The sequence below is a fragment of the Dyadobacter sp. genome, assembly GCF_051859145.1.
Lineage (GTDB): Bacteria > Bacteroidota > Bacteroidia > Cytophagales > Spirosomataceae > Dyadobacter.
Map to the genome: position 1 here is coordinate 1 of NZ_JBHYGF010000201.1, position 22,012 is coordinate 22,012.

The following is a 22,012-nucleotide window of genomic DNA, read 5'->3' on the forward strand; positions in this document are numbered from 1 at the left end:
CAATGAAACCTGATTTTAGAAAAGTTTCGGATCAACATATCAGCGTTGCAGTTTCCAAGGCAATGCGGGATAAAACAATTGTCACACGAGAAGGGATCAAGCTGGCACCCGCCTTTACAGCGGAAGAAATTGCGTCAGTTACTCACCAGCATTTCGGAGCAGGAAAAGCGCCTTTCCTGCGCGGACCTTACGCCAGTATGTACCTCGACCGCCCCTGGACAATCCGCCAATACGCGGGCTTCTCCACAGCAGTGGAATCTAATGCATTTTACAGACGCAATCTTGCAGCGGGACAAAAGGGACTATCAGTTGCATTCGACCTCGCCACACACCGGGGCTACGATTCTGACCATCCAAGAGTAACGGGCGACGTGGGGAAAGCCGGAGTTGCTATCGATTCCGTTGAAGATATGAAGGCGCTTTTTGATCAGATACCTTTGGACCAAATGTCTGTATCGATGACCATGAATGGCGCGGTTATTCCGATACTGGCATTCTTTATTGTCGCTGCCGAAGAGCAGGGTGTTTCCCCTGACAAGCTTTCGGGAACCATTCAGAATGATATTTTGAAGGAGTTTATGGTACGCAACACCTACATATATCCGCCCGCTGCTTCCATGCGCATCGTCGGCGACATATTTGCGTACACATCCCGGTTTATGCCGAAATTCAACTCGATCAGCATCAGCGGGTACCACATGCACGAAGCCGGCGCACCTGCGCACCTAGAACTCGCATACACGCTTGCTGACGGACTTGAATACATCAGAACAGGTATTGCAGCCGGCATTCCGGTAGACGATTTTGCACCGCGGCTATCATTCTTCTGGGGAATTGGCATGAACCATTTTATGGAAATCGCCAAGATGCGTGCTGGAAGGTTATTGTGGTCGAAGATTGTGAAAAGCTTTAACCCGGCGAAAGAGAAATCAATGGCGCTGCGGACGCACTGCCAGACAAGCGGGTACAGTCTTACCGAGCAGGATCCATTCAACAACGTCACGCGCACCACCATAGAAGCTATGGCCGCGGTGATGGGGCACACACAGTCGCTGCATACCAATTCGCTGGACGAAGCAATGGCGTTGCCAACCGACTTCTCGGCCAGGATCGCCCGCAATACCCAGCTTTTTATCCAGTATGAAACCGATATCTGCAAGTCTGTTGATCCGTGGGGCGGCTCCTACTATGTGGAGTATCTTACCGGTGAGCTGGTTGAAAAAGCGTGGCAATTGATTGAAGAAGTAGAGGCAATAGGCGGCATGACACGCGCCATTGAAACCGGACTCCCGAAGATGCGGATTGAAGAAGCCGCTGCAAGAAAGCAGGCGCGCATTGATTCTGGTAAGGATATCATCGTAGGCGTGAATAAGTTTCGCTCGACAGAGCAGCACAGTATTGAGCTGCTGGAAATCGACAACCAGGCGGTAAGAGAAGCGCAGATCAATGCTTTGAACAAACTCCGGGCAAACCGGAACCAGGAAGAAGTTCAATTGGCGCTGAATGCGATTACATTAGCCTGCGCACAGCCGGGCAGCAAAGATATGAATGCCAACTTGCTGGCACTGGCAGTGGATGCGGCACGCAAGCGGGCTACATTAGGTGAAATTTCAGAAGCTATGGAGAATCATTTTGGAAGATATAAATCCACCATCAGATCTATATCCGGTGTGTACCGGGCAGAAGTTTCCGATGACGAAAATTTCCGCCTTGCCCGTCAGCTTTCCGATCAGTTTGCCGAAATGGAAGGGCGCAGACCAAGGATTTTGGTGGCAAAAATGGGACAAGATGGCCACGATAGAGGGGCAAAGGTAATTGCTACCAGTTTCGCTGATCTGGGTTTTGACGTAGATATCGGGCCTCTTTTTCAAACCCCGTACGAAGTAGCTATGCAGGCAGCAGAAAACGACGTACACATAATTGGTGCATCGAGCCTTGCAGCAGGACATAAAACATTGATCCCCGAATTGATTAATGCATTGAAGGCAATTGGCCGACCAGATATCATGGTCATCGCAGGCGGAGTTATTCCCCCGCAGGATTACCAGTTTTTATACGATGCGGGAGTAAAAGGTGTTTTCGGACCGGGAACAATCATTTCGGTAGCAGCTCAAAAAATATTGAATACGCTGATGGAAGCGCATTAGTTCGCGCTTCCGAAAACCAGTGAGGTACAATTTCCGCCGAAACCAAAAGAATTGGAAAGCACATAATTGATCTCCTGCCCTGCTTCAAAATTCATAATAGGAATGCGGTCGTAAGTAGTAACCGGCACCTCAATGCTCAGACTTGGGTAAAGTTCGGAGTGAACAATGCTCAGGATACTGAAAATCGCTTCCAGCGCGCCTGCAGCGCCCAGGGTATGTCCCGTGAAAGATTTTGTCGAACTGTAAGGCGGAATTTGCTCAAAAAGCTGATGCAAACCGAATAGCTCCACGTCGTCATTATTCTTCGTTCCGGTACCGTGCGCATTTACATAATTGATCTGATTAAATGCGATACCTGCCGACTCCACAGCCTCACGCATGCAGCGGATTGCACCCGTCGCTTCGTCAGACATTGCAGAAGGATGGTGCGCATCATTTGCATTGCCATAACCTGCTACTTCGGCGTATACTTTTTTACCGGCTGCATTCTCTTCGCTTTCAAGCACCAGGTAAGCCGCTCCCTCACCAAGATTCAAACCATCGCGATTTTCGTCAAAAGGCTTACAGGCAGAGCCAGACAGGATTTTCAATGCATTGAAGCCGTTGACCGTGTATTTGGCGAGACTATCCACTCCGCCTACGATCACGCGGGTCGCCCGGCCGGAGCGGATCAGCCGCGCTCCGAGCATAATGGCGTTAGCCGAGGAAGAACAAGCCGTGTTAATCGTATCGGTAAATCCCCGGATTTTGTAATGATCAATAATTTTAAATGTATGGGCAGCGCAACTGTAAGCATCCAGGTACTCCGAGCCGCTGGATTTCAGGTTCGCATCGTCGTAAAGCTGGTCTGTGAGGCACATTCCACCGACAGTACTAGCCGAAATAAAGGCAGTAGTAAAATCCGAAAGCTGCTCTTGTGTTAATCCCGCATCATTTACCGCCTCATCAAAAGCCTTGCTGGCGAGCAGGCAGGTACGTGTATATCCCAGGCTATTTTCAAGCCCAAGCATTGCTTTTAAAGATTCATTACTCGTTTTGCATTCCCCAAAAGGCAGCAACGCAGCGTACTGTGATTCAAACCGGGCAGCTTTACCGATGCCGGTAACACCCCCGCGCAGGCTTTGATGATTTTCATGCAGGTTCTCCCCTATCGCTGAAATAACTCCCATTCCCGTAACCAGCACTTTCCTCATATCAGGCGGTTTTCGTGTTGGCAAGAATATATTCCGCCATTCGGTTTACGTCGACCAATATTTTTCTTCCCTCCGCCGGGTTATTGATCTTGATGCCGTATTCTCTCTCAAGAAGTACTACAAGTTCAAGCGAGTCAATAGAATCTAGGCCGAGATCTCCGCCGAAAAGTGGTTCATCGTCTTTGATGTCCTGAGGATTAACGTCTAGTAAATTCAGATACTGTACAATCTGGCCCTTTAAAATGGGCTTCAAGCTTTCTATGTCCATATAAATAGTTAAATGCGCTGCTACGCTAGCCAAACTTAAAGAATTCTTTCGATCCGAAGTTTAAAATATGTCGCTAGCTGGCAAATCAGTATAAAAATACCTAAAAATGAAAAAACGAGCCCCAGCTCCCGCCAGCTGCCGCCTTTTAAAAACAATACATAAAAGCCTTCAAGGCACCAATGCAGCGGGGAGAAATTGCTTGCTGTTTGCATGAATGCGGGCATTACAAAAGTAGGTACCAGGATCCCGCCAATTGCGCCGAAAATAATGATGGAAATAGCACCGAATCCATTTGCCTGCTGCTCTGTTCTTGCGAATGCGCCGATCATCAATGCATAGCTTACTGCCGCCATACTGCTCACGAAAGTCACAGCCAGGAGTGCGATTAGGTTGTCAGGAACGGTCAGTTGCGGTAAGCCCAGCCGGGGCAAAATCCAGATTCCCATTGAAAATGTGAGTGCAACCTGCACCACTGCTACCATCACATAAATGGCCATTTTGCTGAACATCACCAGCATGAACGTGGTCGGCATGGTCTTCAACCTGAGAAAGCTTCCGTTAATCCTTTCTTTCACAATGTTGCTGCCCAGTGATACCACCATAAAGAACATGGCAAAAATGGTCCATGCAGGCACATTATGCTGCGTTGAATTGGGCAATACTGTTGAATCATTGTTACTCGCTACGATCGGATCGATTTTCACGCGATTGGAGATCATCTTCTCTTTGAGTACCCCCGATTGATTGCCAAGATCGATACTCGCATACATTCTGTCAATCATCAGTGAGTTTTCGATCATACCCATATAAGATTGAATAATCCCCATCACTGACTGGCTGTAATTCTCCTGCAAAACCGGATCGTGGTATAAAGCGAGTCTTGGCATATCCACCTTTTCCTGGGTTGTGGAATCACTTTCCAGTCCAAGATCCTGCATCAATATTTTACTAACATCTTCTGCATTGCTTTCCAGACCTGCAGAGAATGTGGGCGGAATAAAAAGCGCGATCAACTTTCCACGCGCCAGCAGTTCCGCTTTTAATGCATTCTGCTCGATTTGGTTTTGTGAATCGATCCGGAACAGACCCGATTTATTCAATGCATTCACCAGCTTACCTCCTTCTTTTCCCGCATCTTTATTTACCACTAACAATGCGATCTGGTTCTCGTTGACCATTTTGTAAGCACTATCCTGGATAATGGTAATGATAAAAACGAGAAGCAGCGGCATTAAGAAGAGCAGCGCGAGGCCGGTCTTGTCATTGATGAGCAGTAAGAACTCTTTTCGAAGTGAGGAAAATATTTTGAACATCCTAGTCCCTGTACGCTTCGCCGGTCAGATTGATGAAAAGTGATTGCAGGTTTGATACGTTGTGCTGTGTTTTCAAATCCTGTATATCCCCTTCAGCAATAACCTTACCATGATCTATCAGAGCAATATTCTTACAAAATTCCTCCGCCTCTGACATGTGGTGAGAAGTATAAATAATAGTAGTACCTGACGCGTTGAGGGATTGCAGATAACGGATAATCGCATTGCGGCTTTGTACATCCACACCCACAGTAGGCTCGTCCAGAAAAAGGATCGCCGGCTCGTGAATGATCCCGATCGCCAGGTTCACGCGCCGCTTCATACCACCCGAAAACGTTTCAACCTTATCGTCTGCCGACTTTGACAGCCCAAGTACATTTAACAGATGTTCTCTTCTTTCAAGCAGGTCGTTTTTGGGAATGTTATACATGGCGCCGAAGTAGTCAAGATTCTGGCGCGGTGTGAGTTCCTGGTAAAATGCGTATTCCTGCGGCACAAAACCGATCCTGCTTTTCCGCTCGATGGGAGTTAGCTCTTTACCATCAATAATGAACACTACCTCGCCTTCCGAAGGTGGGATAATCCCGCATAGAATGGAAATCAATGTCGTTTTTCCTGCCCCGTTGGGACCTAACAAGCCAAAAACATCTGACCTGGTAATATCGAGCGAAACATTGGTAAGGCTATTTTCCTGTGCAGATTTGTATTTTTTTGAAACGTGCCGGATCTGAATGCACGCAGGAACTGAAATATCTTCCATGCGCTACTTTCCTAAATTAAGTCTGGAAAGCTTCTCAAAGGCTTCTTTTTCAACTGCGCGGATGTCCAGCATGATATCCGCGATTTCGTTAAAATCCTTTTGCTCGGTTAACCTGCCTTTGTACACTCCCGCCATTTTGATTGCACTGGCGCGCCACAGATCCCCGGCCTTGGTAAAATCTTCGGATACCTGCGAGAGCCTGTCATCCTGCATATAAGCAGAAGCTTCTTCCAAAAATGCGCCGTAGAGAAAGCGAAAACCGCCACCGCCCGTCCCGATTTCTTCCTGCATCCGAACGATTTGTCCCAGGTACAAGCTTGCTTTCCGCAGCCCGAGCTTATCGCGCCACTTGCGAACATGATTGGAAGTGTGCCGGATCCCATCTACTCCAGCGAAGTTGCCGGGAATGCGCAACATATCGCGCACATTCCGGCGGATACCTTTTGCAATCCCTTTTCTGATCAGATCGTCAGATATAGGTTTTACACTTTCAGGAAAGTAAATGTGTCCCTTTGGTGCAAGCGGGCCCTGTGCGAACCGGACGCGCGTCAGTTCTTCCCGCGAAAGTGAGGTTACATCTTCCATAACCGGATCGCTGATCAGGTACCGGTCGTTTTCCTGACCAAAAACGATGAGGTTATGCGCATTGAAATGGAAGCGGTACTCTTTGGGAAAGTAGCTCAGGTGAAATACGCCCACCTGGCAGCCAACAGGTACTCCTTCTTTTACTTTCTGATCTAAAAATGCTTCGGCTGCAAGTTGGTTAGAGAATTTCTTCCTCGTCACATCAACACCCAGCGATTTGCAGGTACGCTTGAAAATCGCTCCCGGCATGGTCCGGAAGGAAATAGCAGGGCCGTTATTGACAGTCAAAAAAGGGATTTGTATATAAAAAAGACCCGATCCCATTCCGAATGCAAGTGGCTCGGTCATGAAATCCAGTCCGTGGTAACGCAACAAAGCCGTTGTTACACCATTCTCACAATGCGCCGTTTGGACGTGGTGAAATTCATCCGTTTGACTATCAACATTCACTGGCTCTAACCTTTAAAATTTTTCAAACTATCAACTGTGATATCAAACGCGCGGGCATATTTTTCAAGTTTACGCTCGCTGAGATTTTTGAATACAGCAGGTTTTAAATGCCTTTTGATGAAAAAAGAGAAAATACCTGTGTAGCCGGAAAGTACGGTCAAATCCATCAGGCGCAATTCCATAAAATAATAGATCGGGCTTTTCTCTCCTCTGATTACTGCCTGCCTGGCTTCTTCCACACGCTCGTTTACATCCTCCCACGCACTGTCCAATGCAAGCTTTTTGACCTCCCAACCCTTACTCAGCGCCGTTTCGTACTTTCCGTCCTCGTTTTTGACGTAGCATACTTCTCTCGTAAACTTTTCGAGCGCGCCTGTATCTTGTGGCAGATCTTCCTTTTTCATTTTTGAACTGTGGTTTTAACAAACAGTCAGCAAACAGAACATGTAAGAGAACCGCGAACTTTCCGGAACAGCGAGTAAAATCTTCTCTCCTTTTTTCAATGCCCCGCTATGGAATACTTCTTCAAGCATCATATAAATAGAGGCAGCACCCACATTTCCTTTATTCACGAGGTTGGTATACCACTTTTCCTTAGGTATACCCATTCCATTCATTTTCAGGAAATCGTCAATTTTATTTTCAAAAAAGTAGCTGGACAAATGCGGCAGAAAGTAGCTGATTTCATCCACGCTCATATTTTTCTTTTCCAGTATATCCTTCAATTTTGCAAAGCCTAATTTAACGATTTTTTCGCCTAATAGCTTCACATCCTGCTTGATACTGAATACAGAACGGTCATGTATTGCTTCCGGTGCGTAATCTTTGTAACTCTGCAGAGTCCCGTCTTCCAACTTATCGGCGCCCATGTACATGCAGGCTTCGTACTCGTTCGCATAGGAACAACCTTCAAGCCAATCGATTTTAAGGGAAATTCCTGATTCATTTGGTTGAGGCTCTACGAGAAACGCGCCGGCACCGTCTGAAAGCATCCATCTTAGAAAATCCTTTTCAAAAGAGATATACGGATTCTGCTCCAATCTTTGCAGCTGACTGATTTCTTCCGCAAACTGATCAGCTCTTAAAACCGAAGAAAGCCGCTCGGATGCGCAGGAAACCGCTTTTTGCTTGTCTCCAACCTTCACCGACATATACGCATATTTAAGCGCATGCATTCCCGCGCAACAAACACCCGACGGAGATACAACCTCCACCGAAGCCGTTTCCGGCAAACTTCCGTGCACCATAGAACCGTGCGACGGCATTAGCTGGTCGGGACTGGAAGTGGCGCAGCTCAGAAGGTCCATTTCAGCAATCTCGGCAGGGTTGTTTTTAAATAAACCCCTGACAGCCTCAGCCGCCATTTCTGCATTGGTGTGCGTAACAGCGCCTTCCCGGGTCAGTGCATAGTACCTGCTTTTGATCCCGTTATTACGTAAAACGATTGCTTTTGATTTGGAAGGCTTACCGTTGATGTATCCTAAATATTCTTCCATTTCTTCATTTGAAACGGACTTATTGGGCAAAAACTTGGCAATTCTTGTAATGTATGCTTCTGACATTATGATTTGATTTCAACCCCACAAAAGTATTCTTTTTTCTTCTTAATCGTATTTTTGGTAAAAGGCGCTACAAACAAATTGTACAAAAAAAGTATAACAGGCGCTACCATGAATAGAGCTACAAGCAGGTAATATTTAAAAAATCCAACTAATCTTCTCCGTTTGCCCGGCGTGGTGCCTCTTGTTTTAATCAGGTTTGCCCATATTCTGAACAACTTCTTGGCGCGCTGCTCAATGAAAAGGATATCCGTGGGTATCTCGATCAAACCTGTTGCAAGAATGTTGTGCTGTAAACTTCCGTAATCCTGTTTTTGATAAGCATTGGTTACAATCCGTCCGAACTGCGCTCCACTTTCAATGTCTTTCTGGCTTACACCCGGCATCGGAAAGACGCCCCATTTTTTATCCTTCCTTCCGGTCAGCATCCAATGCAAAATTGTGAATGCGCTGATCAGGTTGGAAGTCCGGTCCATAAACGGAATGTTACCTACCAGCCTCCCGCCACCAGCGGCAATCAGCTTTTTCACACTCTCCTGGGAATTCAGCCACATGTTTCGACCGCCTATGATCGTGACCAAAGGGGTACCATTCATAACAGCCTTGAATGCAGGCGATTTTAAAAGGGATGTAAAGGGTAAAGAGGGCGAAAGGAACCAGGGTTGATAGCCGAGTACAATCAGATCGTAGCGTGTTGAGGAAAAATGAAAGGGTTCCAGTTCAATTGGTTCTTCCAGCACGCATTCCGGCATTTTATCAAAAAACTCGTCAGTAGTCCACGGAAATACAAATGGTTTTGCGGGTTTTATAATGACGCGCTCAATGTTAGCCTGGTCAAATGGGAGTAAAAAGTGGTCGATAATTTCGTTCAGTTGTCCCGTCTGCGAATAGTTTACGACAAGTATGTTTCCCATTTAATTTTTAATACAATTTAAGCATTATTTCAGATCTGACGGGCTGAGTACCTTTGAGTTTTTTGCATAGTCAGCAACCGCGCTTTGCACACCCGGTTGCAGCTTGCTGTATGCCGTCACAACTGCACGTTTATCCTCGTCAATCTGCTTGTTATATTTCAGGATCTTAGGTGCGTGTTCCTGAATTGTAAGTCGTAAAAACCGGTACTCTGCATTGTCAGGCTGGCTTTTAATTTCTTGTTCCAATACCCGCGCCCCTTCTTTAAATACCTTTAACTTTTCACCTGCTCCCTTCACAAATCCCGCCTTTTTCATCGTCAATGCAGCCACATAAGCTTTGTTGCGGGAAGTTGACTTCTCGGCTTCAAGTTCGGCGGTGGTTTTATCTATGAGGGATTCGTCGCCTGAGGAAAGGGTTTTGTAAAAAACACTTCGTTCAATTTGAGCTGCGGCAAATGCGATCAATGCCAAACCAAGCATTACGTAAGTAACAAGTGTTTTTTTCATCTCAAAAATTTACGATGTCTGTTTTAAAACGGATTAAGCCTGCTGTTTTTTCCGGCATTCTAGGATCGTATGGTAGCTATCCCCGATCAACGGGTAGGTTTCTACAACTTCGAAACCAGCCTGATCGACCAATTCTTTCATCACACCGATGCGATACATTTTACTGTTTCCATTGGCCATGATCGTGAAATACAACGAAGTTGCTACAAGGCTGTAATGCGCAGCAGGATAATTCTGGTTATCAAAAAATGGTTCCAGAATGTAAAGCGTTGTCTCGGGAGAGGCCGCCTGGTAAGCATTTTCAAGAATCTGAACAATCTGCTCTTTTGAAAAGCAATCGAGGAACTGGCTCATCCAGATCACATCTGCACCCTGAGGAATTTTTTGGTCAGCGTCGAGCAGGTCAATGGCATGGAATTCAATGCGGTCCAGCAGGTTTTTGGCGGTTGCATTTGCTTTGGCTACTTTCAGCTGCACGGGTAAGTCAAGTATTTTGATGCGGACTTCCGGATCATGCGCGCAGCAGGCAAAAGACCATTTCCCCGTATTCCCGCCGATATCAAAAATCAGCCCGGGCTTTTTCCTGAATACTATTTTCAATGCATCCGGAAATGCATTATCCGAGTAGTAGTGGTCGAATTCAAACCACGATGTTTTAGCTGGTTCGGGCAAAACCGAGAGTCCCTCATAAATGGTCGGCCAGTCACCCAGTACTTTCAATCCCTCCGGCTTTCCTTTTACAAAGCTTTCGGTCATATTTTTTGCGCCGAGGTAACATACATCATTCATAAAATTGATGTTGACCCTCGTCATTTCATCCTTCAAAAGAAAAAAACCTACCTTGCTGATTCGCACCATATCACCTTCGATATCAACAACTCCGAGGACCTCAGCCGCCTCCAGCAGGAGATGAACACTGTACTCCGAAACGTCGAGCTTTTCAAGAATGGCATCTACGGCAACACCCCGGCGGTGCTCGCCGATAAACTGCAGAATGCCTAACTCCCTTAATGCGACCACCGATTGAAAATAAATCGGCCCAAACGCAATTTTCTGTGCTTCATACTTCGCCTCAATGGCAGATAATTCTTTTTTCATTATATGCATTTATGGTTCCTTACTTACCGAAGAAGAGGGGATCGTCCGGTCTTTAAACTTTCTGATGTGCTTTTTCTTTTTAAGATCCTCCTCGTGCCACACAATGTACTTGCCCATTGTGCCTTTAAACCGCTGAAAGAAATTTTCCCTGTCGGACAACTTTTGAAAGTTTTCTTTTGTAGTATTTTCCAGGTTGATCTTGGGCTCGTACAGATTGAGTACTTTAATCGTGTCGATCACCGTCGGTAATAGCCCGACGGGCAGCTCAAACCTTTTAATAAACCGGCGCATGTAACTTGTCTGAATAGGATCAGTAGACAATGCGATCTTTTCAAACCCATTATCTTTTGCAAGCCGATACGAATAGTAAATGTTCTCGGTTGAATGCTGTGCCCGCTCTTCGGTAAACAGGTTTTCACGGGGCACGCCCAGCGCTTCGGCATAGTTGGCCATCACACGGCTCTCAATATACTCCGTCGCCACAGCCGAGCCGGAGAAGATGATATTTTTTGTATAACCCTGTTTGTAGAGATAATGCGCCCAGTGGATCCGCAGCTGTAAAATCATATCCCACTTCTGTCCATTGAACGGATAACCCGGAACAATGATCGCGTCATAAGGCTGCTCCTTTAAACCTTTCTGGAATGCTTTCTCCGCAGAGCGGTAAAGCATTTTGCCACATCCTGACAACAATATGGAAAGCAGCACCGCAAGGATCAAGGTTGATATTCTCACAAGTTGTATTGTAATTGAAGCATTAAGCTGTGAAAAGTTCACCAAAACCGGCAAACAAATCACAGCTTATCAGGTAATACTATGGTATCGGTTTTGAATTCTGAGCTTTAAAAATAAGCAATTCTATTTATTTTCCAGCCTTCTGCTCCATTTCGATCAGATTGTTCCAGCTCACAATATGCTGGTTCCGGATCGCTGCGGATCTGTGAAACCTGCCGCACCCACATACTTCGCCTGCTTGAAATTGAGGCAGGAAAAACGACTAGTTGATTATTACTTAAGTTTCTTTTCAAGAAATGCAGCCAGTGTTTTCCCTGCTTTGGCATAGGATTCAGCCAGGCGCGCACCGGTATCGAAATCCATTCCGAAAGCCACAGCGCCAGGTACATTTCTCATTCCCAGCTCAGCAACCTTGCCAGATTTATTGTTGGATTGTACCACATCGATTTCATAATCGATATATGCATTCCTGCGCATTACACCTACATTGAAACCTGGTTCCACAAATTTGGTACGCACGATCATCGTATACGCCGCATCGGGACGGGATTGTACAATCTGCAAACCTTTGTCTTCCATTCCCTTGTTAAACAGCTCTTCAAACTTAGGCTCGAAGCGGCTTTTACGGTCGTCAATCCAGGCTTTTTTCCAGGCATCTCCTTTGCCCGACTCCTTCGCATTATACTCAGCGGCTTTTTTATCCAGATACTCCTGCTCAGTGGCAAACTTCCCTACTCCAAAGCTGGAATAATCGTACTCAACATTCACAATTTTCTGTCCCGATAAAACGGCGACATCTCCGGAACGCGCCTCTACTCTCTGGGAGAATGAAGCATTGAAACTCAGGGCAACCATAGCGATTACGGATGCAAAAACGAACTTTTTCATGGACTGACTGATGTATATTTAAATAATAGAGGATCAAATATATATCAATTTTTCAGGTTTGCGTTTTTCCTGGCGGAAGATTCGGGAGGAGAGTTCTTCAGCGGTTATAAACTCAAAAACGGGCGTTACCCGGAGCCTTGATTTGAATAATGAATGGAGCATTTCACGGAATGCCGGCGTATGTAAATGCATGGCTAGCAGCACAGTTATCTCATCATTTCCAAACTCATTTTTGGATACCACAACCTGATACAGCTCTATTTCACTGACCATATCAAGTACATCGAAAATAGCTGGCGGAAAAATGGTTGTACCCTTGAATTTGATCATCTGCTGCTTCCTGCCCACAACAGGGCCAAGTCGCGGACTCGTGCGGCCACACGCGCACGGACTATAATATACATGACAAAGATCTCCCGTTTTATAGCGGAGCAGCGGCATACCTTCCACACCCAGGGTTGTAACAACTACTTCCCCAAGTTCGCCTTCTTCAACCGCCTTACCGTCCTCATCCACTACTTCAAGGATCAGCAGGTCAGGATTCAAATGTCCACCTTTCCCTTCACTACATTCGGTAAATGCGGCGCCCATTTCGGTGGATGCATAGGTAGAGAACAGTTTCACATTCCATTGAGAAGTGATCCTTTTTCCCAGTTCATTAAATGTAAAATCAGGATTGCGGATCGGCTCGCCAATGCAGATGATCGACTGGATACTCGAAGACTGAAAATCGATCCCGTTCGCGAGTGCATAGTCTATCAGCCTTGGTATAAACGAAGGTATCGCAATAATAACAGTGGGTGAAAACCTTCGGATTGACTCCCATTGCAGGTAAGGTGCCCCTGGCCCGACGCGGATCATACCCGCGCCCATTTTTCGTGCACCCATCCAGTAGGCAAGTCCGGCCATAAACCTGCGGTCGATGGTGGTCATTAACTGGTAAATATCGCGCTCACTTCCACCGGCACATTTGAAAGACTCCGCTTCGTTTGTAGCCAATCTTTCTATATCGGAATCAGTAAGGTAGAATGCGACCGGATCACTGAGCGTGCCTGAGGTTGTTACATAGTCCGCGATCCGGCTTTTGGGCACGCAAAGAAAATCATCATTCGCCGCAGCCAGGTCATCTTTCGTTGTGAATGGAAGTGCGGACAGATCTGCAATTTTAAATACAGCCTCAATATCAACACCATGCTCCCTGAAAACGCGCTGGTAATAAGGGGAATGGTCACTCACGTAAGACAACAAATATTTCAGGCGGTTATCCTGCGCCCCGCGGTATGCTGTTTGACTCATTAATTGTTCAATTTAATATGTAACCCCGATCTCTTGCCTTTTTCGACATCCAATATCTTCTGTTTGATACCTTCTGCTTCACGAACCGAGGCCACATCCATTTTAAGCGCCTGCTGATAGTAGCTGACTGCCTTGTCAGTATCTTCTTTGGCTTTGAAATAATCACCCAGGCTCACATAGGTTACATAACTTTTAGGGTTATTTGCGATAAAGCTTTGTTCAGCAGCAGGAGTCAGTTCAAATGGAATTCCCATGATAACCAACTTGTTGATCTTACTCCTTGTCTCCTTGAAAGCCTCAAATTTGCGGTAGTCTGGTGATTTCAGGAATGGATCTGCACTGATTATCTGAGCACTTTCCGCGTTGATCTTCCCGGCAAAAACATCGTTCAGATTATAATGAATGAATGCACCAAGCTGGTAAGGCGGCGTCGATATCCACATTTCTTTCTGTTCCGGTTTGAAAAGGATACCGTGGTGCGCGATCAGCTGATTGAGCGATTTTGCGTTTCCGTATCCGATGAATTTGTCATCAATACCATTCTTATCCCGCAAAATAGCCGCGGCTTCATTCACATCGAGCGGGTAAGAACGTTCCATTAACTGCGTCATCCTGTCAAACCGCGCCTTCGAATCGGAGGTAGCAATATTTTTGATGTTTACCGAATCGCTGGTAAATGTACTGCCCTGGTAATGGTTGGCGCAAATGAGGTAATCTTTTCCTGATTCATACACATCCATTTTTTGGGGCGACTTTTCAATGATCACCGCCTTCTTGTCAGCCGCAGAACCGATCAGCAGCGACTCTGATACGAAAGTCTCACTTCGCTCTGCGATTTTTGTTGCTTCTTCAATATTGGAAGCGTATTGCAGGATTTCCCGTGCGAGAATGGAGATAGGTTCTTTGGCCGTAAATGGAACATCCGATTTGGAAGCATTCAATGTTACAGTTACACCTTTTTCATTCATACCTGACACTACGCCCGTCAACCCGGCCCAGGAATAAGAGGCGAACTTATATCCTTTATCCGGTTTCATAAAGACGATCAGCTTGTCCTCGGCAAATGCATCGCCCATATAAAAGTCAAAGTTGCGCGCGATCAGCAAAGTCGAATCGCTAGACAAGCCATTTTTGACTGCAAAAGAGGTGCAGCCTACTACCACATTCATGTCCGCCAGCGCGTGACCGATATCGTGCGCCGCGTGGTAGTTCATAATACGGTAATATTTGGGCGCGATGTAGTTAAACTGATCCGAAAAGGATTTGGACACGCCATAAATCTCCTGCTGATTTTCCTCGGGAATGTACTTATAAATGTCCCGGTTAAACCAGCCTACGAAACCTTTCAGCACCTGCAAAAACATAGAACTCGGGATCAATTCCTTGATCTGTCCTACAAAATGCACCTCCTGCTTTTCCATTAGCTCCTTTGAGAGAACGCCATAAATCAGTCCGCGTTCATAAGGCGCACCTTCCAGGTACATTTCCCAAATCCCATGCTTATTCTTTTTCAGCCAGCAGTTACCCACCGCATAATGATCTTTCCCAAGCTGTACCCGTTTGTAACTTTCAGGAGTTTTATTACTTTCAATTTTCGGGGCAGGAAGATTGATCCGCCACAGGAAAAGCCCGAACAATATTCCGATCACCAACAGGAAAATGGAAAGCGCTTTGAGAACGGATCGGGCTATTTTGTTTGTAGGCCACATAATGAATGCAATGCGCAGGTAAAAATGCGCAGTTGTTTTATGATCAAAATTAACGATTAATGCCAATTTGTTGTATAAAAACCATTTCACCGCAAGCCCGGCTTGGAATTTGGCGCATGACCGAAAGCTGGCAGGAGCTACGGAACCTGGTTAACCTTCCCGAGAAAGCATTTACACAATTGGAAACCATTGCAAAAGACAAAAGAAAGCAAGAGTGGCTTGCCTGCCGCATGTTGATCCAGGAACTTACTTCGCGGCCGCCGGTAGTGCATTACGATACTAACAGAAAACCGCATATTCCCGATAGTTCCTATCAGCTGTCCATGTCGCATTCAGGCGATTTTGCAGCTGTATATGTGTCTGATCAATCAGTTGGCCTGGATATCCAGCAGATGAAACCTTCCATTTCAAAAGGAATGGATTATTTCCTGAATGATGAAGAGCAACAATGGATCAATGCAGCTGATAATCTTTTACTGCACCTGATCTGGTCGGCCAAGGAATCTGCATTCAAGTATGCCGGCGATGCTGAGCTTGATTTAAAAAAGCACATTACGATAAAGCCCTTTAAAAGCAACCAAAATGGCAGATTTGAAGTTTTGCTTGCAAGTAAAGGTACATACCTGACACTTCCAGTGGCTTACAATACCTTTGAAGATTACGTACTGACCTGGACACTATCATCCTGACCCAAGCCTTTAATATAACCATCTATGCGCCGATTTTTTACGATTGTTCTTGCATTTACCTTCTTTACAGTCTCTGCTCAAAACCCGACACTCTCTTCCAGCGAGATTTATCAGAATATCAAAAAACTAAATGTACTTGGCTCCGTACTGTACATTGCGGCCCACCCCGACGATGAGAATACATTGATGCTATCCTACCTGTCCAAAGATCAGATGGTGCGAACCGGGTACCTGTCTTTAACCAGGGGCGACGGCGGACAAAACCTGATCGGCGCAGAGCAGGGCTACAATATCGGTGTGATCAGAACGCAGGAGTTGCTCGGAGCAAGGCGCATTGACGGTGCGCAGCAGTTTTTTTCGAGGGCTTATGATTTTGGTTTTTCCAAAACACGGGATGAAACCCTGCATTTCTGGGATGCTAAAAAAGTGCAGGGAGATGTGGTGTGGCTGATCAGGAAATTTCGTCCCGACGTCATCATTACCCGGTTTCCACCTGATCCACGCGCCGGCCACGGGCACCACCAAACTTCCGCTTACCTCGCCGAAGAAGGTTTCAAATTGGCAGCCGATCCGAATGCATATCCCGATCAGCTGAAATTCGTAAAACCCTGGCAGGCAAAAAGACTGGTTTGGAATACCTATACACCTGGCTTTACGAACAGCAAACCAATGGAGGAAAAGGCCCCGTTTATTCCGGTAGAAATCGGGGGATACAATGCAGTACTCGGAAAATCGTACACTGAAATAGCAGCCGAAAGTCGCAGCCAACATAAGAGTCAAGGTTTTGGCAGTGCTCCGCAACGCGGGTTTCGGATGGACTTTCTGCTACATAAAGCAGGTGTTCCGGCTCGTGAAACAGTGTTTGATGACATTGATTTAACGTGGAAAAGAGTAAAGGGAGGTGAAAAGGTACAAGCTTTGGTTACAAATGCAATCAAGAATTTTTCAGTTGCAAAGCCTTCGGCATCTATTCCTGATTTGCTGAAAATCAATGCGGAACTTAATAAGCTTGATACATCGGACATTTACGTAAAAACGAAAAAAGAAGAAATCGCCGAATTGATTGTTCAGTGCGCCGGTCTCTGGTTTGAAAGTAATCCTACCGATTTTTCAGCTGTTGCCGGTGATTCTGTGGACTTGAATATTACATTGGTAAAAAGGTCCGATTACCTTGTCAAGCTGGTTTCGCTGCGTTGGTTTGGTCAGTTTTCCAAACCCCTTGCTACTGTCGCAATCCCCCCGAATCAACTGGATGTTTATAAAGCAAAAAGCAAGCTGCCAGCTGATATGCCTATAAGTCAACCCTACTGGCTTGAAAGGCCTATTGATAAAGGCGTTTTTCAGATAGAAAAGCAGCAGGATATTGGCTTTCCTGAAAACAGGCCGCGAACTGTAACTGAATTTACATTCGAGATAGATGGTCAGCGTTTTACATTCGCCAGACCGTGGATTTTCAAATACACTGATCCTGCCGAGGGCGAAATTTATCGCCCGTTTGAGATACGCCCGGCAGTAACCACGACCATCGCGGAGCCGGTTTACATCTTCGCTTCGGCTGAGCCGAAAACGGTTACAATGGTAGTGGAGGCGCAGAAAAGCAAGGTAAGCGGGATACTCAAACCACAGATACCAGCAGGCTGGAAGTCTGTACCGGAATCTGTAAATTTTTCGCTAATCAATAAATATGAGCAGCAATACTTTTCATTTATAATCACACCGCCGATCAATAATCAGGAAGTTTCGTTGAAAGCTGTTGCAATTGTAAATGGTGCAACTTTCGATAAATCTATCCGAACGATCGCTTACCGCCACATTCCGTCACAAACGATCTTCCCAGTCTCGGAGGCCAAACTGGCGAAAATAGATGTAAAAACCACCGCTAAAAACATTGGCTACATCGCAGGTGCCGGCGATGATGTACCTACTGCATTGCGCCAGATGGATTGCCAGGTTACCATGCTGAATGCAAATGGGCTGTCGAAGGATCTGAGCGTGTTTGACGCGATAGTTGTTGGTGTTCGGGCATATAATACAGAAGATTACCTCACGAACTATCAGGGCAAACTGATGGACTATGTAAAAAATGGGGGTACCATGGTGGTACAATACACCATTCCTGGCCAGAAAGTGAAGGAAATCGGTCCTTACAAAATTGAGCTCGGCCGCGAGCGGGTAACCGAAGAAGATGCAGAAATGCGGTTTTTACAACCGGACAGTCCGATCCTGAATTATCCCAACAAGATCACCAAACAGGATTTTGAGGGTTGGATCCAGGAACGCGGACTTTATTTTGCCCAGGATTGGGACAAGCAGAATTATAAGGCACTGTTTTCGGCCAATGATGAATCTGAGAGTGCGAAGGAAGGTAGCTTACTGTACGCTCAATATGGAAAAGGCCACTATATCTATACCGGCCTTTCCTTTTTTCGTGAGCTGCCTGCGGGGGTAACCGGAGCTTACCGCCTGTTTGCAAATATGATTTCGGTTGGTAAAAAGTGACCTTAACAAAAGGTTACTTTACATTCTTTCGGCGGTTGCGCTGAAAATCTTCCAGAACGAACCCGCCTAATCCTTGCAGGTTGCTGTAATAGGCGCGGCCGTTATTGACTTGGGTGAAGTTTTGAACAAACTGTTTGAGATAAGGATCGGTGGCGATCATAAAAGTAGTGACGGGAATATCCAGCCTGCGACATTGTGCTGCAAGTGTAAGTGTCTTGTTGATGATCTTACGGTCCAACCCGAAGCTGTTCTTATAGTATCGGATTCCTTCTTTGAGGCAAGTTGGTTTTCCATCAGTGATCATGAAAATCTGCTTATTCCGCGTCTTTTTGCGGCGCAGAATGTCCATGGCCAGTTCAAGACCTGCGACTGTATTGGTGTGATAAGGCCCGACTTCGAGATAAGGTAAATCTTTGATCTGGATCTGCCAGGCATCATTCCCAAAAACAATAATGTCAAGCGAATCTTTCGGGTACTTGCTCCGGATCAGTTCAGCAAGTGCCAATGCAACTTTTTTTGCCGGCGTAATGCGGTCTTCACCGTACAGGATCATAGAGTGACTGATATCGATCATGACCACAGTGGCAGTAGTCGTTTTTTGCTCACGCTCCACTACTTCCAGGTCATTTTCCATCAGCATAAAATCGCCGATACCGTGATTCACCTGGGCGTTTTTGATCGACTCCGTCATTGCAATCTGATCCAGCGTATCGCCAAACTGGAACTGGCGCACGTCGCTGCTAAGCTCATCCCCTACTCCCAAATGCGGGGTGTGGTGGTTACCGCCGGATTTGGATCGTTTTAGTTTTCCGAAGATTTCATCCAATGCACTTTTCCGGATGCTTTTTTCTGCCTTCGGCGTCATGATCAGCTTGTTTTCACCTTCCTGCCGCTCTTCGGTGATGTAGCCTTTCTTTTTCAGGTCATCAAAAAAGTCGCCGATTCCGTAAGAGTCGTTGGTCAGATTATATTGTCTGTCCAGCTCGCTGAGCCACGACATCGCCTCGCTTACGTCGCCCGATGTCATAAGTAGCAGTTGCTGAAAAATGTCGAAAAGCTGCTCGAACTTACTGTTGGCACCTTGCTCGGCTGGTATGAACTTGGAAAAACGATGTCCGCGCATGATATTGATTTTAAAAAGGCTGTAAAAGATTCGGCTACTTCCAAGTTAATTGAAAGTAGCCGAATGTCAATGTGCTGATTTTTTTAACTAGGCTTCCTCAGCACAAAATTCTTCGAATGCCATTTGCAAATGCTGCGCGATCATCTCGGCAGAACGGCCTTCAATGTGGTGACGCTCCACAAAGTGGATCAGCTCCCCGTCTTTGAACAACGCTACTGCTGGTGATGATGGCGGATAAGGCAATGTATATTCGCGCATTTTCGCAGTTGCTTCCAAATCTGCTCCTGCAAATACAGTTGCAAGATGGTCAGGCTTGATTTCGCTGCGGGACAATGCCGCTCTCACGCCTGGACGGGCTGCACCGGCTGCACAACCGCACACTGAGTTAATTACTACAAGTGCAGTTCCTTTTGTGTTTTGCATGAAGTTGTCTACTTCTTCGGCACTTGTAAGATCCTGAAAACCAACGTTTACAAGTTCGGCTTTCATTGGGGCCACTAATTGCGGTGGATACATATTCTTTAATTTTGATGGTTATTTTTAAACTTCGGCTTTCAGCTGTCGGCTGTCAGCCACTTTCTTACTTTCTAATACAAAAAGCCGACTGCTGATAGCCGACGACCGAAGTACTCTACATAAATCCTAGTTCCAGTTTCGCTTCTTCCGACATCATCTCAGTTGTATAAGGCGGGTCAAAAGTCAGCTCTACGCTCACATCGTTCACACCTTCCACTTCGCGGATTTTTTGTTCTACTTCACCAGGCAAGGTACCCGCAGAAGGGCATGATGGAGAAGTTAATGTCATGGAAACGAATACGTTATTTACCGGAAATACTTTCAAATCGTAAATCAGGCCGAGTTCATAAACATCCACGGGAATTTCCGGATCGTAAACGGTTTTAATCGCCCTTATTACATCTTCCCGCAATTCTGAATCTGACATTGTATTTTAAATTATCTGATGATTTCAATTATTCTGCATTGACAGACTTGGCCTGATAGGCGAATCCGTAGGTTTTCATCTGTTTCAACATCGCCGCAAGTCCGTTCGATCTAGTCTGCGCCAGGTGCTGGTGTAAGCCGATCCTTTCCATAAAATACAGATCCGCATTTGCAATTTCCTCGGGCGTATGGTCAGAAAGCACCTTTACCAGCATACTAACAAGTCCGCGCACGATAATCGCGTCGCTGTCGGCCTCAAATTTCAACAAATTACCATCCATATAAGCATTAAGCCAAACTCTGGACTGGCAACCTTTAATTATATTATCCTCTGTTTTGTATTGCTCTTCTAAAGGAGGAAATTGCTTTCCGAGATCGATAATATACTCGTACTTGCTTTCCCAATCATCAAACAATTCAAAATCAGAAATTAGTTCGTCTTGTATCTCGTTTATCGTCATTGTGTTTTTTAGTATTCTGACAACGGTCGTGATGTGTGCCTCAGTGCGAGTATCTCAACTCCATCCTTCCGTACATTGTATATAATTCTGTAATTCCCGGCACGTATCTCCCGAATATTTGCAATGCTTGTCTCAGGTATTTTCCTCCCCATTTTAGGAAAGTTTTGGAGAAGTTCTATTTTTTGAAACACTTCGTTAATCCACTTTTTTGAATATGATTTCGACTCGCCTTCAAGCCAAATAAAAATATTGTCCAAATCCTGGCGTGCTTCTTTCGACCAAATTATTCCAGCCATTTATTATAAGCTCTTTTTACTTCCTCATGTGTGTATGATTCGCCATTATCAATTTGCTTTCGCGATCTTTCAATTTTTGCTAATAAAATTATCTGCTCAATGGCTTGTTCAACCTCGATTTCATCCGGGAGGTTTTTCAGAGAATCCATCAAAACATTCTTCGATATTGTTTCCATGTCATTCAAATTACGCAGCAGCAGTTCTAGTTTCGACCCAGTTAATCAATGATTCGGCCAGCTTCAAGCCGGTTGATGAGATATCAGCAGATTGATTACCGTCATAACCCATCGATAAATGCAAGGTGTCGTAAGCTGTATGAAAAGATGTTAACGCCTTCTTATCCATTTTCCCGAGCTCCTGCAAATACCAGTCAACACTCTTTCTGCCCTTTCCTTTTACACCTAGCAGACCGTCCAACGCAACCAGAACTCCGGTATAAGCAGCATGTCCGGCTAGTTTCACATACTTTTTGTCCTGATAGAAACCATCCTCTTTCTTCGCTTTCTCTCTCAGAATCTCCTTTGCGTTATCCAGGTAACGCTTTGCCTCCTGAACTGAATTTTTCATAGATATGTGTATT

The 22,012-nt window shown here is 45.7% G+C and carries 24 protein-coding genes; 3 read left to right on the plus strand and 21 right to left on the minus strand.

Going from position 1 to position 22,012, the window contains the following annotated elements; genetic code table 11:
• Positions 1-2 precede the first annotated feature (2 nt).
• The gene (gene scpA / locus ACTIE6_RS12745; RefSeq protein ID WP_439557003.1) at positions 3-2,147 is read left to right on the plus strand and encodes a methylmalonyl-CoA mutase; all 2,145 of its coding nucleotides are present in this window, start codon (positions 3-5) and stop codon (positions 2,145-2,147) included.
• Here scpA and ACTIE6_RS12750 read toward each other — a convergent pair.
• The 14 genes from ACTIE6_RS12750 to ACTIE6_RS12815 all read right to left on the minus strand — a co-directional run bounded on the left by ACTIE6_RS12750 (position 2,144) and on the right by ACTIE6_RS12815 (position 15,488).
• Complete coding sequence (locus ACTIE6_RS12750) at positions 2,144-3,340, minus strand: beta-ketoacyl-[acyl-carrier-protein] synthase family protein (RefSeq protein ID WP_439557004.1); 1,197 nt, start codon at positions 3,338-3,340, stop codon at positions 2,144-2,146. The genes scpA and ACTIE6_RS12750 overlap by 4 nt on opposite strands.
• Before the next feature lies 1 nt (position 3,341).
• Positions 3,342-3,608 carry a phosphopantetheine-binding protein gene (locus ACTIE6_RS12755; RefSeq protein WP_439557005.1) on the minus strand — a complete coding sequence of 89 codons (267 nt, stop codon included), beginning with the start codon at positions 3,606-3,608 and terminating at the stop codon, positions 3,342-3,344.
• 35 nt (positions 3,609-3,643) lie between these two features.
• Positions 3,644-4,921 carry an ABC transporter permease gene (locus ACTIE6_RS12760; protein ID WP_439557006.1) on the minus strand — a complete coding sequence of 426 codons (1,278 nt, stop codon included), beginning with the start codon at positions 4,919-4,921 and terminating at the stop codon, positions 3,644-3,646.
• 1 nt (position 4,922) lies between these two features.
• Positions 4,923-5,681 (minus strand): ABC transporter ATP-binding protein, encoded by a 759-nt coding sequence (locus tag ACTIE6_RS12765; protein ID WP_439557007.1) that lies wholly within the window; start codon positions 5,679-5,681, stop codon positions 4,923-4,925.
• A gap of 3 nt (positions 5,682-5,684) precedes the next feature.
• On the minus strand, positions 5,685-6,716 hold the full coding sequence (locus ACTIE6_RS12770) for a BtrH N-terminal domain-containing protein (protein ID WP_439557008.1): 1,032 nt from the start codon (positions 6,714-6,716) through the stop codon (positions 5,685-5,687).
• Positions 6,717-6,721: 5 nt separating this feature from the next.
• The gene (locus ACTIE6_RS12775; protein ID WP_439557009.1) at positions 6,722-7,120 is read right to left on the minus strand and encodes a hypothetical protein; all 399 of its coding nucleotides are present in this window, start codon (positions 7,118-7,120) and stop codon (positions 6,722-6,724) included.
• Positions 7,121-7,135: 15 nt separating this feature from the next.
• Positions 7,136-8,278 carry a beta-ketoacyl-ACP synthase III gene (locus ACTIE6_RS12780; protein WP_439557010.1) on the minus strand — a complete coding sequence of 381 codons (1,143 nt, stop codon included), beginning with the start codon at positions 8,276-8,278 and terminating at the stop codon, positions 7,136-7,138.
• On the minus strand, positions 8,278-9,189 hold the full coding sequence (locus ACTIE6_RS12785) for a hypothetical protein (RefSeq protein WP_439557011.1): 912 nt from the start codon (positions 9,187-9,189) through the stop codon (positions 8,278-8,280). Before ACTIE6_RS12785 ends, ACTIE6_RS12780 begins: the two co-directional genes overlap by 1 nt.
• A gap of 24 nt (positions 9,190-9,213) precedes the next feature.
• Positions 9,214-9,696: a hypothetical protein gene (locus ACTIE6_RS12790; protein ID WP_439557012.1), complete on the minus strand. Its 483-nt coding sequence runs from the start codon at positions 9,694-9,696 to the stop codon at positions 9,214-9,216.
• A 33-nt stretch (positions 9,697-9,729) separates the two neighbouring features.
• Entirely contained in the window at positions 9,730-10,794 is a 1,065-nt protein-coding gene (locus tag ACTIE6_RS12795) for a methyltransferase (RefSeq protein WP_439557013.1), read from the minus strand.
• A gap of 9 nt (positions 10,795-10,803) precedes the next feature.
• The gene (locus ACTIE6_RS12800; protein ID WP_439557014.1) at positions 10,804-11,529 is read right to left on the minus strand and encodes a YdcF family protein; all 726 of its coding nucleotides are present in this window, start codon (positions 11,527-11,529) and stop codon (positions 10,804-10,806) included.
• 273 nt (positions 11,530-11,802) lie between these two features.
• A complete protein-coding gene (locus ACTIE6_RS12805; protein WP_439557015.1) occupies positions 11,803-12,417 on the minus strand; it encodes a hypothetical protein in 615 nt (204 codons plus the stop codon).
• Positions 12,418-12,450: 33 nt separating this feature from the next.
• On the minus strand, positions 12,451-13,713 hold the full coding sequence (locus ACTIE6_RS12810; RefSeq protein WP_439557016.1) for a phenylacetate--CoA ligase family protein: 1,263 nt from the start codon (positions 13,711-13,713) through the stop codon (positions 12,451-12,453).
• Entirely contained in the window at positions 13,713-15,488 is a 1,776-nt protein-coding gene (locus tag ACTIE6_RS12815; RefSeq protein ID WP_439557017.1) for a C45 family autoproteolytic acyltransferase/hydolase, read from the minus strand. Before ACTIE6_RS12815 ends, ACTIE6_RS12810 begins: the two co-directional genes overlap by 1 nt.
• Positions 15,489-15,538: 50 nt before the next feature.
• Between ACTIE6_RS12815 and ACTIE6_RS12820 the strand changes: the two genes are divergently transcribed.
• Together ACTIE6_RS12820 and ACTIE6_RS12825 are read left to right on the plus strand one after the other, a co-directional pair.
• Positions 15,539-16,111 carry a 4'-phosphopantetheinyl transferase family protein gene (locus tag ACTIE6_RS12820; RefSeq protein ID WP_439557018.1) on the plus strand — a complete coding sequence of 191 codons (573 nt, stop codon included), beginning with the start codon at positions 15,539-15,541 and terminating at the stop codon, positions 16,109-16,111.
• 24 nt (positions 16,112-16,135) lie between these two features.
• Positions 16,136-18,610: a PIG-L family deacetylase gene (locus ACTIE6_RS12825; RefSeq protein WP_439557019.1), complete on the plus strand. Its 2,475-nt coding sequence runs from the start codon at positions 16,136-16,138 to the stop codon at positions 18,608-18,610.
• A 13-nt stretch (positions 18,611-18,623) separates the two neighbouring features.
• On the opposite strand, the gene ACTIE6_RS12830 is transcribed toward ACTIE6_RS12825, so the two are convergent.
• The 7 genes from ACTIE6_RS12830 to ACTIE6_RS12860 all read right to left on the minus strand — a co-directional run bounded on the left by ACTIE6_RS12830 (position 18,624) and on the right by ACTIE6_RS12860 (position 21,999).
• Entirely contained in the window at positions 18,624-19,733 is a 1,110-nt protein-coding gene (locus tag ACTIE6_RS12830; RefSeq protein ID WP_056282907.1) for a vWA domain-containing protein, read from the minus strand.
• An 87-nt stretch (positions 19,734-19,820) separates the two neighbouring features.
• Complete coding sequence (locus ACTIE6_RS12835) at positions 19,821-20,249, minus strand: BrxA/BrxB family bacilliredoxin (RefSeq protein ID WP_056282904.1); 429 nt, start codon at positions 20,247-20,249, stop codon at positions 19,821-19,823.
• Positions 20,250-20,364: 115 nt separating this feature from the next.
• Positions 20,365-20,676: an SUF system Fe-S cluster assembly protein gene (locus ACTIE6_RS12840; RefSeq protein ID WP_439557020.1), complete on the minus strand. Its 312-nt coding sequence runs from the start codon at positions 20,674-20,676 to the stop codon at positions 20,365-20,367.
• 28 nt (positions 20,677-20,704) lie between these two features.
• The gene (locus tag ACTIE6_RS12845; protein ID WP_439557021.1) at positions 20,705-21,136 is read right to left on the minus strand and encodes a SufE family protein; all 432 of its coding nucleotides are present in this window, start codon (positions 21,134-21,136) and stop codon (positions 20,705-20,707) included.
• Positions 21,137-21,144: 8 nt separating this feature from the next.
• Positions 21,145-21,432 (minus strand): type II toxin-antitoxin system RelE/ParE family toxin, encoded by a 288-nt coding sequence (locus tag ACTIE6_RS12850; RefSeq protein ID WP_439557022.1) that lies wholly within the window; start codon positions 21,430-21,432, stop codon positions 21,145-21,147.
• A complete protein-coding gene (locus tag ACTIE6_RS12855) occupies positions 21,420-21,608 on the minus strand; it encodes a hypothetical protein (protein WP_439557023.1) in 189 nt (62 codons plus the stop codon). Before ACTIE6_RS12855 ends, ACTIE6_RS12850 begins: the two co-directional genes overlap by 13 nt.
• A gap of 10 nt (positions 21,609-21,618) precedes the next feature.
• Positions 21,619-21,999, minus strand: a complete 381-nt coding sequence (locus ACTIE6_RS12860) for a DUF5618 family protein (protein WP_439557024.1) — start codon at positions 21,997-21,999, stop codon at positions 21,619-21,621.
• Positions 22,000-22,012: the final 13 nt, after the last annotated feature.